We start from the raw sequence: 14,642 nt of genomic DNA on the forward strand, positions 1-14,642 counted from the left end.
GACAGGCGATCGCGGCCGCGCCGGTAGGCGTCGGCGATGCCCGCCGTCAGCATCGGCTGCTCGACGGCTTTCTCCAACTCGGCCTGTGCCGCGCCGGCAAAGGCGTCGGCATCGCTTCCCTCCAGCGCGATCGCCACGCCGGGATTGGTGCAGAACTGCCCCACCCCCATGACGAGCGAGCCGGCCCAGCCCTCGCCGATCTTGGCGCCGCGGGACGCCAGCGCTGCCGGCAGCACGAATTGCGGGTTGATCGACCCGAGTTCACCGAAAAAGGGAATGGGCTCGGGCCGGTTCTGCGCCAGGTTGAAGAGCGCGCGGCCGCCGCCGAGCGAGCCGGTGAAGCCGACCGCCTTCACCAGCTCGTGGGTGACGATCGCCTCGCCCGCCTCGTTTGTGTTGCTCTGGATGAGAGAGAAGACGCCCGGGTGCTGGCCCGTTTTCTCGATTGCGGCGGCAATCGCTTCGGCGACGATCTCGCCGGTGCCCGGATGGGCCGGATGGCCCTTCACGATCACGGGGCAGCCGGCCGCGAGCGCGGACGCCGTGTCTCCGCCAGCGGTCGAGAAGGCGAGCGGGAAGTTCGATGCCCCGAACACGCCGACCGGCCCGATGGGAAGCTGGATCAGCTTCAGGTCGGGCTTGGGCGCGGGCTTGCGCTCCGGGTCGGCCGGATCGTGACGACGGTCGAGGTAGTCACCCTTTTCGATGTGGCTGGCGAACAGGCGGAGTTGGCCCGTGGTGCGGGCACGCTCGCCGTTGATCCGCGCCTCGGGCAGCCCACTTTCCTGGGTTGCGATCTGCGTGATCGCCTCCGCCCGCGCCTCGATTTCGTCGGCGATGGTGTTCAGAAACGCCGCGCGGTCGGCGCGGCGCGAATAACCGTATGTCCAGAAGGCGTCCTCGGCGGCCTTCGCCGCGCGGTCGACATCGGCGGCCGTGCCGACGGCGAACTGATGCGCCGGGCCGGCCACCGGATCGGAGGAAAAGGTCTTATCGCCTCCGACCCACTCGCCGGCAATCAGGTGTTTTCCGCGTGGCTCGAAGTTCTCAGACATGTTCCGTTCCTTGTGAAGAGTTCCTGGAGGGAGAGCCCTTATCTATTCTCCCAGAACCGCCACGTCGACCGGTTGACGCGAAGAAAAGCGCATGAGTCGTCAAGCCGGCCTTGCTGCCGGATGGCAAATGGGTGGAGACAGGCGCGGCGCGCGCGGGCGACCCCGGGCGCCGACTTCAGGCCGCCATGGCCTCGGCCGGGGGCTCCTTGGCGCCGGTCATGAAGGCGACGGCGTCGGACATCGTATAGTCCTTGGGGTCGATGACGCACAGGCGCCGCCCGAGCCGGTGTACATGGATGCGGTCGGCAACCTCGAAGACATGCGGCATGTTGTGCGAAATCAGAACGATGGGCAGCCCGCGTGCACGCACGTCCTGGATAAGGTCGAGCACGCGGCGGGACTCCTTGACCCCGAGCGCCGCCGTCGGCTCGTCCATGATCACCACCTTGGAGCCGAAGGAGACGGCGCGCGCCACGGCCACGCCCTGGCGCTGGCCTCCGGACAGGGTCTCCACCGCCTGGTTGATGTTCTGGATAGTCAACAGGCCGAGTTCCGCCAGCTTCTGGCGCGCCTGTCGTTCCATCTCCGCGTGGTCGAGCATCTTGAAGACTTGACCGAGCACGCCCGGCTTGCGGATCTCGCGGCCCATGAACATGTTGTCGGCGATCGACAACGCTGGCGACAGCGCCAGCGTCTGATACACCGTCTCGATGCCGGCCTGGCGGGCGGCCAGCGGCGAGGCGAAATTGATCGGCTCGCCGTTCAGCGTGATCTCGCCGCTGTCAACCTGGATGGCGCCGGAAAGCGCCTTGATCAGCGTCGACTTGCCGGCGCCGTTGTCGCCGATCACCGCGAGCACCTCGCCGGGGTAAAGGTCGAAGTCGGCCCTGTCGAGGGCCACCACGTGGCCGTAGCGCTTGACGATGCCGCGCGCCTTGAGAACGGGTTCCGTCATGCCGACACCTTTCTGATCCACTGGTCGATGGCGACCGCCAGAATGATGAGCCAGCCCGTCGCGAAGAGCTGCCACAGCACTTCCACGCCGGCGAGCCTTAAGCCGGAATTGAACACGCCGACGATCAGCGCGCCGAGCATGGGGCCGAGAATCGAGCCGCGCCCGCCGAAGAGCGAGATGCCACCGATCACCACCGCGGTAATGGACTGGAGGTTCGCCTCGAAGAAGGAGGTGGGGGACACCGAGCCGACGCGGCCGATGGACGACCAGGCCGCCAGCGCCACGATGAAGCCCGCCGCCATATAGACCGAAACGAGGATCCGGTTGGTGCGGATACCGGCGAGTTCCGCCGCCTCCTTATCGTCGCCGACGGCGTAGACGCGCCGTCCCCAGGCGGTGTACTGCAGCACGTACCACAGCACGATGAAGATCGCGACCATCAGCACGACGCCCCAGGTAAGCACGGCGCCGCCGACCTCGAAGCGTTCGCCGAAGAGCTTCAGGAGCGGCGCTTCGGCGTCCAGCGTCTGGGAACGGATCGTCTCGCGGCCCGAGAAATAGTAGTTGAGCGCCAGGAAAACGTTCCACGTACCGAGCGTGGTGATGAAGGGCGGCAGGCGCACGGCGGTCACGAGCAGGCCGTTGACGGCCCCGGTTCCCAGCCCGCACAGCATGCCCGCCAGTATGGCGAGCGGCACCGGAACGCCGAAATCGACCGAGAGCCGGCCCATGATGACCGAGACCATCACCATGACGGCGGCCACCGAAAGATCGATGCCGGCGGTAAGGATGACAAGGCTCTGCGCCGCCGCCAGCGTGCCGACGATCGCCACCTGCTGCATGATCAGCGACAGGTTGAAGGCGGAAAAGAAATTGGGCGAGATCAGCCCGAAGATCACCGTCGACAGCAAGAGCACGATGAACGGTACCATCGTCGGGTTGGCGTGAAGAAAGCGCTGCACCGTCGCCAATGGTCCGCGGGTGACGTGATCGAACTGTGCGAACTGCTCGGCCACGCCTTCTTGCTTACTCATGTCCGATATCCCTGACTCTTCCAGCATGGAGGGGCGGCCGCGAGTGCCGCCCCGTCACATGAATGAACGGCCTGCCCCGGGATCAGCCCCAGCAGCGCTCCAGCCCCTCCTCCACGGAAATGGAGGGAATGCCCTCGACCGGATCGTCGGTGACGAGGTTGACGCCCGTGTTGAAGAAATCAAGGCCCTCGCTCGGCTCGGGCACGGTGCCGTCCTCTGCGTACTGGGCGATCGCCTCGATGCCCATCGAGGCCATCAGCAGCGGATATTGCTGCGCGGTGGCGCCGATGATGCCCTCGGCGACGTTCTGGACACCCGGGCAGCCGCCGTCGATCGAGACGATCGTCACGTCGTCGGCCTTGCCGAACGCGTTGAGCGCCTCGTAGGCACCCGCCGCAGCCGGCTCGTTGATGGTGTAGACGACGTTCAGGTTCGGATCGACCTGAAGCAGGTTCTCCATCGCCCTGCGGCCGCCTTCCTCGTTGCCGTTGGTGGCCTCGTGGCCGACGATGCGCGGATCGTCCTCGTCGCCCCACTGGTTGGGGTCGGCCGTGTCGATGCCGAAGCCCGTCATGAAGCCCTGGTCGCGCAGGACGCCCACCGAGGGCTGGCTCTCGTTGAGGTCGAGGAAGGCGATGCGCGCATTCTCCGCCTCCTCGCCGAGCTTCGCCTTCGCCCAGGCGCCGATCAGGCGGCCGGCCTCGAAATTGTCGGTGGCGAACGTCGCATCGGCGGCGTCGAGTGGCTGCAACGGCGTGTCGAGCGCGATCACCAGAATGCCGGCCTCGCGGGCGCGGCGGACGAGCGGCACGATGGCCTTGGTGTCGGACGCGGTGATAAGCACACCATCGACGCCCGCGGCGATACAGCTTTCCATCGCCTGCTGCTGGGTCTCATGGTCCCCGTCCACGCGACCGGCATAGGTGGAAAGCTCGATGCCGAGCTCTTCCGCCTTCTGCGTCGCGCCTTCCTTCATCTTGACGAAGAACGGGTTGATGTCCGTCTTGGTAATGAGACAGGCGCTTACCTGCTCGTCCTGCGCAGCGGCAGGCTGGGCAAGCCCGAGAATGGCGGCGCTCGCGAGCGCGAACGCAGTGGTCTTCAGTAGCGCGTATTTGTTCACGGTAATCCTCCCGAGAAAACATGAAATGACGCCTGTCGGCGCCACGAGGTGTCGGCCCTTTTCGAGCGATCACACGCAGTCAGAAAACAGAAGGATTACGGAGCTGTCAATATATAAATCAACTTTATTTATTTATTATTGACTTGACGCGCCGGGCGCAGCATTCTGCGCCGCAAGCCATACCGGGAGGGAAAGGAACCAGTCCGTGGAAATCGGCCTGCAACGAGAAGGCGAAGAGGCACCGCCACGCCAGAATCTGGGCACCAACCAGAGCGGCATGCGCGACTATAACGAGCGTCTTGTGCTTTCGCTCCTGCGCCGCAACGGCAGCCTCGCCAAGACCGAGATCGCGCGCATGACCGGCCTTTCCGCCCAGACCGTCTCGGTCATCATGCGCCGGCTCGAAGCGGAGGAACTTCTGGTGCGCGGCGATCCGCAGCGCGGCAAGGTGGGGCAGCCCTCCATTCCGATGAGCCTCAATCCCGACGGCGCCTTTTTCCTGGGCCTGAAGATCGGACGGCGCAGCTCGGAGCTGGCGCTGATCGATTTTTGCGGCACGATCCGCCGCACATGTCGGCACTCCTACGCCTATCCGACACCGGCAGAGACGATCCGCCTGGTGACTGCGGACATGGACGAGATCGCCGGCAGCCTCGCGCCCCGGGACTGGGAGCGTGTCGCCGGCCTGGGGATCGCCATCCCCTTCCAGCTCTGGAACTGGGCGGACGCCGCCGGGGCGCCGCCGGGGGCCATGGACGGCTGGCGGGAGGTGGATATTCGCGCCGCGGTTGCGGAAAAATGTCCCTTCCCCGTCTATCTGCAGAACGATGCGACCTCGGCCTGCGGGGCCGAACTCGTCTTCGGCGATCCGCCCGCCCGGGGCGATTTCGTCTATCTCTATCTCGGTGCCTTCGTCGGCGGGGGTGTTGCCCTCGGTGGACGCCTGTTCGGGGGGCGCACCGGCAATGCCGGGGCGCTTGGATCGATGCCCGTGCCGGACAGGAACGGCAAGACGCGACAGCTCATCGACGTGGCTTCCCTGAGCGCGCTCGAAAAACGGCTTCTGGCGAGCGGACGAGACACCACGCACCTGTGGGTCTCCCCCGACGACTGGGGCGCCCAGGGACCGGAGGAAAGCGCGTGGATCGAAGAAGCCGCACACGGTCTGGCGCATGCGATTCTGGCCGCCTCGGCGGTAATCGATTTCCAGACAGCCGTGATCGACGGATGGCTGCCGCTTTCCGTTCGCGCCGGGATCGTGGAGCGCACGGCGCACCGCCTCGCCGGCCTCGATTCGGAGGGCATCGCCCTGCCCGCCGTGCGCGAGGGAACGGTGGGGCGCCACGCCCGCGCGCTGGGCGGCGCAAGCCTGCCGCTGGCTGACCGCTTCCTCGTCGGCGCCCAATCCGCTTTTTGATCCGGCCATCAATCTAACCGACGGAGGAGAAACCATGATCCTGTGCTGCGGCGAAGCGCTGATCGACATGCTGCCGCGCGAAGCGAAAAGCGGCGAGAGCGCTTTCGCCCCGCATGTGGGCGGCTCGGTCTTTAACAGCGCGCTGGCGCTCGGCAGGCTGGAGACGCCGGTCGGCTTCTTTTCGGGGCTTTCCGACGACCTCTTCGGCGTCCGGCTCCAGGCGGCCCTGCGCGAAAGCCGGGTCGATCTGGCCTATGCCAGGATCTCGAGCCTTCCCACCACGCTCGCTTTCGTCACTCTCGCGGAGGGACAGGCGAGCTATTTCTTCTACGACGAGAACACCGCCGGGCGCATGCTTTCCGAATCGGACCTGCCACGCCTCGACGACGGGGTGGAAGCGCTCCTGTTCGGCGGGATAAGCTTGGCGACGGAGCCCTGCGGGGCCACCTACGAGGCGCTGATGGCGCGCGAGGCCTCCACCCGAGTCACCATGCTCGATCCCAACATCAGGCCGGTCTTCATCAAGGATGCGGAGCCCCACAGGGCGCGCATGCGCCGCATGATGGCGATGGCCGACATCGTGAAGATATCGGAAGAGGACCTTGCCTGGCTCGGCGGAACGGGTGGCCACGCCGAGGCAGCGCGGGACTTGCTCGGGGCGGAAACGAAGCTCGTCGTGATCACCAGCGGCGGCCGGGGCGCAGCGGCGTTCTGGAACGGCGGCAGCGCGGTGATCGAGGCGGTGCCGGTGGAGGTCGTCGACACGGTGGGCGCGGGGGACGCCTTCAACGCCGGCGTGCTGGCAGCCTTGCGGGAGGCGGGCGCCCTGAGCAAGACGGGCGTGGCACGGCTGCAGGAAGGCACCGTGCGCGATGCGCTCGCCTTTGCCGCGCGCGTTGCTGCGATCACCGTCTCGCGTGCAGGTGCAAACCCGCCCTGGCGGGCGGAGCTGTCGCCCTAAACGCGGGCGGCGGGACGCCCCTCGGCGATAAAAAACGGATTGGCGAAGGCTTCGAGCCCCTCCCCGCCCTTTGGGCCATAGGTGAGTGGTTCACCTTCAAGCGTCAGCGTGCACCCGCCGGCGGCCCGCAGCACGGCATCGCCCGCGGCGGTATCCCACTGCATGGTGCGGCCGAAGCGCGGGTAAAGGTCCGCCTCCCCGCGCGCCAGCATGCAGAACTTGAGCGACGAGCCGACCGACACGGTCTCCGCACCCGGATAACGCTCGATGAAAGCCACCGTCTCCGGCGTGGAATGGGAGCGGCTGGCGACGATGGCCGGCGGCGTGTGCGCCGGGCGGGCGACAATCTCGCGCCGGCCCGTCACCTTCCCGCCATCGCGTACTTCCACCTCGAAAGCAGCTCCCGGCCGGCCGGAATAGAGCACATCGCGCGCCGGCGCATAGACGACCCCGACCACCGGCACACCCTCTTTCACCAGGGCGATGTTGACCGTGAAGTCGGCCCGACGGTTGATGAATTCGCGCGTGCCGTCGAGGGGGTCGACCAGGAGAAAGCCGTCGTCGCCGCAGACCGGCAGAACGCCTCCCGAAGCCTCTTCCTCCGAAACGCAAGGTGCGCCGGCAAGGGAGGCGCGCAGCCCTGAGAGGATGACACGCTCGGCCGCCCGGTCGGCCTCCGTCACCGGCGAAGCATCAGCCTTGTTCTCGACGCTCACGCCCTCGTGGTAATGCACCATGATCTCGCGGCCGGCGGCCAGCGCAAGTTCTTCGAACAGGCCGAGAAGCGCAGCCTCGTCATTCAGCCTTCCCACCGTGTCGTTCAGCAATAGCCTCGCTCCCGCATCCAGGTTTCCAGTTCGTCCGCCAGATCTTCGGGTGCACGGCCCACCGTCTTCAGGTGAACGTCGGCCCGTTCCGGCTCCTCGTAGGGCGAGTCGACGCCGGTGAAGTTCTTGATCTCGCCCTTGAGCGCGCGGGCATAGAGTCCCTTGGGGTCGCGCCTGGCGCATTCCTCGAAAGGCGTGTCGACGAAGACCTCGACGAACTCGCCCTGCGCCATCAGGTCGCGCGCCATACGACGCTCGGCGCGGAAGGGTGAGATGAAGGAGACCAGGACAATCAGCCCGGCCTCGGCCATCAGGCGTGCCACCTCCGCCACGCGGCGGATGTTCTCCACGCGGTCCTCCTCGGTAAAGCCGAGGTCGCGGTTGAGCCCGTGGCGCACATTGTCGCCGTCGAGGATGTAGGTGTGGCGGCCCGCCGCGTGCAGCTTCTTTTCCAGGAGATTGGCGACGGTCGACTTGCCGGAGCCGGACAGCCCCGTGAACCACAGGACGGCAGGCTTCTGATGCTTCAACTCGGCGCGCGAGCTCTTCGACACATCCAGCGCCTGCCAATGGATATTGGCCGCCCGGCGCAACGGATAAAGGATCATGCCCGCGCCGACGGTGGCATTGGTCAGCCGGTCGATCAGCACGAAGGCGCCGGTGGTGCGGTCGTCCTGGAAGGCATCGAAGGCGATTGGCGCCTGCAGCGAGAAATTGCAGACGCCCACCTCGTTCAAATCCAGGCACTTGGCCGCCTCGTGGGCGAAATTGTTGATGTTGATGCGATGCTTCAAATGACTGACGGTGGCGTTCACCTCGTCCGTCTCGGTGCGCAGGAGATACATGCGCCCGGGAAGCAGCGGATGCTCGTCGAACCACACGACGTTGGCGGCGAGCTGATCGGCGACATGCGGCCGGGCCTCCGGCGCGACGAGCATGTTGCCACGGGAGACCTCGATCTCGTCCTCCAGAAGCAGCGTCACCGCCTCGCCTTCGACGGCACGCTCCTTGTCGCCGCCATGGCTGGCGATCTGCTTGACGCGCGAGCGCTTGCCCGACTTGGCGACGACCACATCATCACCGACGGCGACTGTGCCGGAGGCGACGGTGCCCGCAAAACCGCGAAAATCGAGATTGGGCCGGTTCACATATTGCACGGGGAAGCGGAAGGGGCGCTCCCTCGCTTCGGCCTCGACGTCCACCGTCTCCAGATGGTCCAGCAGCGAGGGACCGGAATACCACGGCGTCTTGTCGGACGTCCTGGTGACATTGTCACCGTAGCGCGCCGACATCGGGATAGGCACAATGGAGGTGAAGCCGAGATCCTTGGCGAAAGACTCGTAGTCGGCCACGATGCCGTTGAAGATCTCCTCGTCGAAATCGACGAGGTCGATCTTGTTCACCGCCAGAACGATGTGGCGGATGCCCAGAAGGGAGGCGATCATGGAATGCCGCCGCGTCTGTCTCAGGATTCCCTGCCGGGCGTCGACGAGCACGATGGCGAGATCGGCGGTCGAGGCGCCGGTCGCCATGTTGCGCGTATACTGCTCGTGGCCCGGCGTGTCGGCGACGATGAACTTGCGCCGGGGCGTGGAGAAGAATCGGTAGGCGACGTCGATGGTGATGCCCTGCTGGCGCTCCGCCTCAAGGCCGTCCACGAGCAGCGCGAGATCGATATCCTCTCCAGTCGTGCCGTGCTTCCTGGAATCCTGCTCCAGGGCCGAAAGCTGGTCTTCGAAAATCAGTTTCGTGTCGAAGAGGAGACGGCCGATCAGGGTCGACTTTCCGTCGTCCACCGAACCGCAGGTCAGAAACCGCAGAAGCGTCTTGTTTTCCTGAGTCGCCAGATAGGTGCGGATATCGGCGGCCTCGATTTCGGGAAGCGTGGAGTCGTCGACCTTCAGCATCAGAAATATCCTTCCCGCTTCTTCTTTTCCATCGAGCCCGTCTCGTCGCGGTCGATAAGACGGCCCTGCCGCTCGGAGGTGCGCGCCGTCAGCATCTCGGCGACGATGTCCTCCAGCGTTTCGGCCTCGGATTCGATGGCGCCGGTCAGCGGATAGCAGCCCAGCGTGCGAAAGCGCACCTTCCGCTCCTCGATTTTCTCGCCGGGCAAGAACTTGATGCGATCATCGTCGACCATGATGGTCATGCCGCCACGGTCCACCACCGGCCGCTTTTTGGCGAAGTAGAGCGGCACGATCGGGATGTTTTCCTGGAGGATGTATTGCCAGATGTCGAGCTCGGTCCAGTTCGACAGCGGGAAGACGCGGATGGATTCGCCCTGGGCGACGCGGGTGTTGTAGATCTTCCACATCTCCGGGCGCTGGTTCTTCGGATCCCAGCTGTGGGAGGCGGTGCGGAAGGAGAAGATGCGCTCCTTGGCGCGCGACTTCTCCTCGTCGCGCCGCGCGCCCCCGAAGGCCGCGTCAAAGCCGTATTTGTCGAGCGCCTGGCGCAGCGCCACGGTCTTCATGATGTTGGTATGAACGTTGGAGCCGTGGTCGAAGGGGTTGATGCCGTCGCGCACGCCTTCCTCGTTGATATGGACGAGAAGGTCGAAGCCGAGTTCGGCGGCCATACGATCGCGAAAGGCGATCATCTCCCTGAACTTCCAGGTCGTATCGACATGCAGGAAGGGAAAGGGCGGTTTGGCGGGATAGAAGGCCTTCATCGCCAGGTGAAGCAGGACGGAGGAGTCCTTGCCGATGGAATAGAGCATCACCGGCTTCGAGAAGGTCGCCGCCACCTCGCGCATGATGTGGATCGACTCGGCTTCCAGGCGCTGGAGATGCGTTAGGGTTCCTGGCATGTTTTCGAAACCTTTGTACTGTCATTACTCTCCCGCGACGGGAACACTCCGGCAATAGCATGGCGAACCTGAGGCGCTCAAAGGCGCCGCGACCCAATGGCACCGGCCTGCCGACGTGCATTTTTCGCCAATGAAGGCGAATGTGAAATGTTCTTCCCTCACCCCTTCAGGCCCCCCTCACCGCCTCGCGAACGACCCTGGCGATGCGCACCTGGTCGGCCTCGGAGAGGTACGGATGCATCGGCAGGCATAGTATACGATCCGGAAGACTTTCCGAGACGGGCAATCCCGCAGGTGTGCGCGGATAATGCGCATAGGGACCCTGCACGTGCAGGGGCTTTTCGTAATAGATGACGGAGGGGACGCCTTCGTCCTTCAGTCTGGCACGGACGGTGTCACGCGCGGGCGTTTCGATGGCGTATTGCGCCCAGGCGGAGCGGTTGCCTCGCGGGATCTGCGGTACTTTCACCACATCCCCCAACAGGTCATTGTAGCGCGCCGCCACCTCCTGACGCAGGTCCATCTCCTCGGGCAGGATCGCAAGCTTCTCGATCAGGATCGCCGCCTGGATGGTGTCGAGCCGCGAATTGAGCCCGATGCGCACATTGTCGTACTGGCTCTCGCCCTTGCCGTGGAAGGCGACGGAGCGCAGGATGTCGGCCAGTTCCGCATCGTTGGTGAACATCGCGCCACCGTCTCCGTAGCAGCCGAGCGGCTTGGCCGGATAGAAGCTGGTGGCCGCGACGTCGCCGAAAGCGCCGCACATGGTATTGCCGCGCGCGCCGCCGGTCGCCTGGGCGGCGTCCTCGATGACGAAAAGCCCGTCGCGCGCGGCGATCCCGGCGATGCCGTCGTAGTCGGCCGCCAGCCCGAACAGATCGACCGGGATGATCGCCTTCAGCGCCAGCCGGCCTTCCTCGCGCACCAGGGAAATGGCGGCATCGAGGCTTTCGAGATCGATGTTGTAGGTATCGGGGTCGACGTCCACGAAGACCGGGGCGGCGCCGGCAAGCGCCACCACTTCCGCCGTCGCGGCGAAGGTGAAAGACGGGCAGAAGACGGCGTCGCCCGGCCCGATGCCGCGGGCCAAAAGCGGGATCAGAAGCGCGTCGGTGCCGTTGGCGCAGGCGACGGCATGCCTCACGCCGATATAGTCGGCGATCTTCTCCTCGAACGCGGCGACTTCGGGGCCCAGGATATAGCGCCCCTCGGCCAGCACCTTGGCGATGCTTTTCTCGAGCCTTTCCTGAATGCGCTGGCGCTGCGCGCCGAGATCGATAAATTGCATATTCGTTTTCCTGCCTCACCCCGATGTGTCTGACTTGCGGAATAGGCGCGCGCAGGAACTTTCGCAACAGATAGCAAAGTTCACTCTGTCGCAGCACCTGTCACAAGTGGTGAGGATCGCCTTCGTAATTGCGTCATGATGTCTTCCCATTTAACACAAAGACCTTCGCTGCTGTTCAGGAGAGGAACCGGAATGAGCGCACCCTTCAAGGCGTATGACGTTCGCGGCCAGATACCCGGCGAGATCAACGTCCCTTTTGCCTACCGCTTTGGCCAGGCGGTGAAGGAAAGCCTGGGTTCCAAGGCCGTCGTCGTGGGACACGACATGCGCCTTGACAGCCCGGCGCTCGCCGGCGCGCTCGCGCAAGGCCTGCTCGACAGCGGGGTGGACGTGCTGCCGGTCGGCCAGTGCGGCACCGAGGAGGTCTATTTCCACACCGCGCGCTCCGGCGCGGATGCCGGGCTGATGGTGACGGCGAGCCACAACCCTCCGGACTACAACGGCATCAAGATGGTGCTGAAGGGCGCGGCCGCCGCCACGCCCGACAACGCCTTCAACGCGATCGAGGCGCTGATGCGCTCAGACAGGCGGTTCGCAACGGCTGCGGACTATGCCGGGCGCGGAACGCTTCGGCCGACATGCGACCGCACCGCCTATATCGAACGGCTCCTCGAAGAGGTCGCCGGCCAGAATCTCAAGCCGCTCAAGATCGTCTGCCACGCGGGCAATGGCTGCGCCGGTCCGATCATCGACCTTTTGGAAGAGCACCTGCCCTTCACCTTCATCAAGATCGATCACGAGCCCGACCCGCGCCTGCCCAACGGCGTCCCCAACCCACTGCTCAAGGAAAAGCGGCAGAAGGCGAGCCAGGCCGTTGTCGAGCATGGGGCCGATCTCGCAATCGCCTGGGACGGCGATTTCGACCGCTGTTTCCTCTACGACCACAAGGGCCGCTTCGTGGAGGGCTATTATCTGGTGGGCATGATCGCCAAGCGCATGCTGGAGAAGGCGCCCGGCAGTACCATCCTCTACGATCCGAGGCTTACCTGGAACACCATCGATATCGTGGAAAGCATGGGTGGTGTGGCCAAGCCCTGCCGCACGGGACACGCCTATTTCAAGCACGTGATGCGCGAGGAAAACGCCATCTATGGCGGCGAGATGAGTGCGCACCATTATTTCCGCGATTTCGCCTATTGCGATTCGGGCATGCTCGCCTGGTTGGACGTGGTCTGCGAGCTTTCGGCCAGCGGCGCGCAGCTCGCCGATGTGCTGGAGGAGCGAATCGCCAAGTTCCCCTGCTCCGGCGAGATCAACTTCACCGTCGACGACGCCAAGGCGATCCAGGAAAAGATCGCCGAGCACTATAAGCCGGCCAATCCGGAGGTCGAGACGCTCGACGGGCTTGGCCTCGTCTTCGACGACTGGCGCTTCAACCTGCGCGCCTCCAACACCGAGCCCCTCCTGCGCCTCAATGTGGAGACCCGGGCGGACCGGCAGCTCCTGGAGGAAAAGGTGACCGAGTTGCGCGGACTGATCGGCGGCACGCCGGCCTGACCGGGTCACAGCGTCGCAGCCGCAACGCCGCCTCGTCGGGTCCACTTGTTCCCGCATGCGGCCGACGGCGGGGTCGTCGAGACCCCGTCCGCCGCAAAGGGCCTGCCTTTTCAGCATATTAGCCTCTTTCGCGGCAGACTGGACGAGCCGCTGACTCCTTGGAAAGCGCCGTCGCTCCCGGCCGAAATGCGGTGACATCCCTCCTTTCGCCTGCCGGAATGCCGCCTATGCCAGGCCTGCAGCAGGAGCACGGGGATTGACACGACACACTTCTGTGGGATTATGTATACCACAGCTTAGGGCACTGCATCGCATACTCGCCATCGGGATCGGTGGCGGGTGATATCGAACGCATCCGTTGTCAATGCGGCGTGGGAACGGGGTTCATACCCCGCGCGAGCATCCCTGCAGCGGGCGTAAGGTGACCTGGAGGAGAACCATGAAGATCTGCATTTACGGTGCCGGCGCGATCGGCGGCTACATGGCAGTGATGCTGAAGCGCGGCGGGGCCGACGTATCGCTGATCGCCCGCGGGGCGCATCTGAAGGCCATTCAGGAAAACGGCCTCAAACTCCTCCTGGACGGGCAGGAGATCGTCGAGCGCATGCCCGCCACCAGCGATCCCCGCGAGCTTGGAGCGCAGGACTACGTGGTCGTGGCGCTGAAGGCACATCAGGCCTGGCAGGTCGCCGAGGACATGGTTCCCCTTCTGGGACCGGATACCGCGGTCGTGACTGCCCAGAATGGGCTGCCCTGGTGGTACTTCCACGGGCTCGGACCGGAGTTCGCGGACTATCGTCTGCAAAGTGTCGATCCCGGCAACCGGCAATGGAACGTCATAGGCCCTGAGCGCGTCATCGGCGCCACCGTCTACCCGGCCACCACAATTACCGAGCCGGGCGTGATCAAGCACATTTACGGCAATCAGTTCGGCCTCGGCGAACCGGACCGCAGCGAAAGCGCACGCGTGAAGCGGCTCGCCGAAGCATTGGAAGCGGGCGAGTTGAGCCCACGCTTTTACGACGACATCCGCAACGACATCTGGATCAAGCTCTGGGGCAATCTGTGCTTCAATCCGATCTCCGCCCTGACGGGCGCCACGCTCGACGTGGTCGCGACCGATCCCGGAACGCGCACGCTTGCACGCAACATGATGCTGGAAGCGCAGGCGATCGGCGAGAAGTTCGGGGCGACGTTCCGGGTCGACGTCGAACGCCGGATCAACGGCGCGGCCAAGGTCGGGGCGCACCGCACCTCGATGCTGCAGGACGTCGACAAGGGGCGCGCCATTGAACTCGACGCGCTTCTGACCTCGGTTCAGGAGATGGGCCGGCTGGGCGAGATCGAGACGCCCTTCATCGACAGCGTTCTGGCGCTCGCGCAGCAGATGGGCCGCGTGAAGGGGCTCTACCCGGTCTTTCCGGAAACGGACCCCGTGCAGGAGAAGGCCGCCTCCTGATTCTTCCGGCAATCGGCAAAGGCCGGGTGTTGCAACGCCCGGCCTGTCCCATGCGGCGAGGAAACGCGGCGGAACCTTCCAACGACAAGGAACAGACGGTGGGACAGACGATATTTGTTGGTCGAGAGCGGGCTGCTGGCGAGGGTCGTGTTGC

At 65.1% G+C, this 14,642-nt stretch carries 12 protein-coding genes; 4 read left to right on the forward strand and 8 right to left on the reverse strand.

Annotated elements, in window-relative coordinates; translation table 11 throughout:
- The 4 genes from ACFP9U_RS17800 to ACFP9U_RS17815 form a co-directional block, all read right to left on the reverse strand.
- On the reverse strand, window positions 1-1,055 hold a 1,055-nt coding region (locus tag ACFP9U_RS17800), incomplete at its 3' end, for an aldehyde dehydrogenase family protein (RefSeq protein ID WP_378623508.1).
- Window positions 1,056-1,230: 175 nt separating this feature from the next.
- Window positions 1,231-2,010 (reverse strand): ATP-binding cassette domain-containing protein, encoded by a 780-nt coding sequence (locus ACFP9U_RS17805; RefSeq protein WP_378623510.1) that lies wholly within the window; start codon window positions 2,008-2,010, stop codon window positions 1,231-1,233.
- Window positions 2,007-3,044: an ABC transporter permease gene (locus ACFP9U_RS17810; RefSeq protein WP_322452260.1), complete on the reverse strand. Its 1,038-nt coding sequence runs from the start codon at window positions 3,042-3,044 to the stop codon at window positions 2,007-2,009. The genes ACFP9U_RS17805 and ACFP9U_RS17810 overlap by 4 nt, the downstream gene beginning before the upstream one ends.
- An 82-nt stretch (window positions 3,045-3,126) precedes the next feature.
- A complete protein-coding gene (locus ACFP9U_RS17815) occupies window positions 3,127-4,167 on the reverse strand; it encodes a sugar ABC transporter substrate-binding protein (RefSeq protein WP_378623511.1) in 1,041 nt (346 codons plus the stop codon).
- A gap of 205 nt (window positions 4,168-4,372) precedes the next feature.
- Here ACFP9U_RS17815 and ACFP9U_RS17820 point away from each other — a divergent pair, with 205 nt between their 5' ends.
- On the forward strand, window positions 4,373-5,584 hold the full coding sequence (locus tag ACFP9U_RS17820; protein ID WP_378623513.1) for an ROK family transcriptional regulator: 1,212 nt from the start codon (window positions 4,373-4,375) through the stop codon (window positions 5,582-5,584).
- A 34-nt stretch (window positions 5,585-5,618) separates the two neighbouring features.
- Window positions 5,619-6,545 carry a carbohydrate kinase family protein gene (locus tag ACFP9U_RS17825; RefSeq protein ID WP_378623514.1) on the forward strand — a complete coding sequence of 309 codons (927 nt, stop codon included), beginning with the start codon at window positions 5,619-5,621 and terminating at the stop codon, window positions 6,543-6,545.
- Here the strand turns inward: ACFP9U_RS17825 and cysQ are convergent.
- From cysQ to ACFP9U_RS17845, 4 genes are all read right to left on the reverse strand, one after another.
- Entirely contained in the window at window positions 6,542-7,372 is an 831-nt protein-coding gene (gene cysQ, locus ACFP9U_RS17830) for a 3'(2'),5'-bisphosphate nucleotidase CysQ (protein ID WP_378623516.1), read from the reverse strand. The two genes, ACFP9U_RS17825 and cysQ, sit on opposite strands and share 4 nt — an antisense overlap.
- Window positions 7,366-9,279, reverse strand: a complete 1,914-nt coding sequence (cysN, locus tag ACFP9U_RS17835; RefSeq protein WP_378623517.1) for a sulfate adenylyltransferase subunit CysN — start codon at window positions 9,277-9,279, stop codon at window positions 7,366-7,368. The genes cysQ and cysN overlap by 7 nt, the downstream gene beginning before the upstream one ends.
- Entirely contained in the window at window positions 9,279-10,184 is a 906-nt protein-coding gene (gene cysD / locus ACFP9U_RS17840; protein ID WP_378623519.1) for a sulfate adenylyltransferase subunit CysD, read from the reverse strand. The genes cysN and cysD overlap by 1 nt, the downstream gene beginning before the upstream one ends.
- Window positions 10,185-10,350: 166 nt before the next feature.
- Complete coding sequence (locus tag ACFP9U_RS17845) at window positions 10,351-11,472, reverse strand: DegT/DnrJ/EryC1/StrS family aminotransferase (protein ID WP_378623521.1); 1,122 nt, start codon at window positions 11,470-11,472, stop codon at window positions 10,351-10,353.
- Between the two features lie 192 nt (window positions 11,473-11,664).
- Between ACFP9U_RS17845 and ACFP9U_RS17850 the strand changes: the two genes are divergently transcribed.
- Together ACFP9U_RS17850 and ACFP9U_RS17855 are read left to right on the forward strand one after the other, a co-directional pair.
- Window positions 11,665-13,029: a phosphomannomutase/phosphoglucomutase gene (locus tag ACFP9U_RS17850; RefSeq protein ID WP_378623522.1), complete on the forward strand. Its 1,365-nt coding sequence runs from the start codon at window positions 11,665-11,667 to the stop codon at window positions 13,027-13,029.
- Window positions 13,030-13,468: 439 nt separating this feature from the next.
- Window positions 13,469-14,488, forward strand: a complete 1,020-nt coding sequence (locus ACFP9U_RS17855; protein ID WP_378623524.1) for a 2-dehydropantoate 2-reductase — start codon at window positions 13,469-13,471, stop codon at window positions 14,486-14,488.
- Window positions 14,489-14,642 lie beyond the last annotated feature (154 nt).

It is taken from the genome of Nitratireductor sp. GCM10026969 (assembly GCF_042660605.1).
Classification (GTDB): Bacteria; Pseudomonadota; Alphaproteobacteria; order Rhizobiales; family Rhizobiaceae; genus Chelativorans.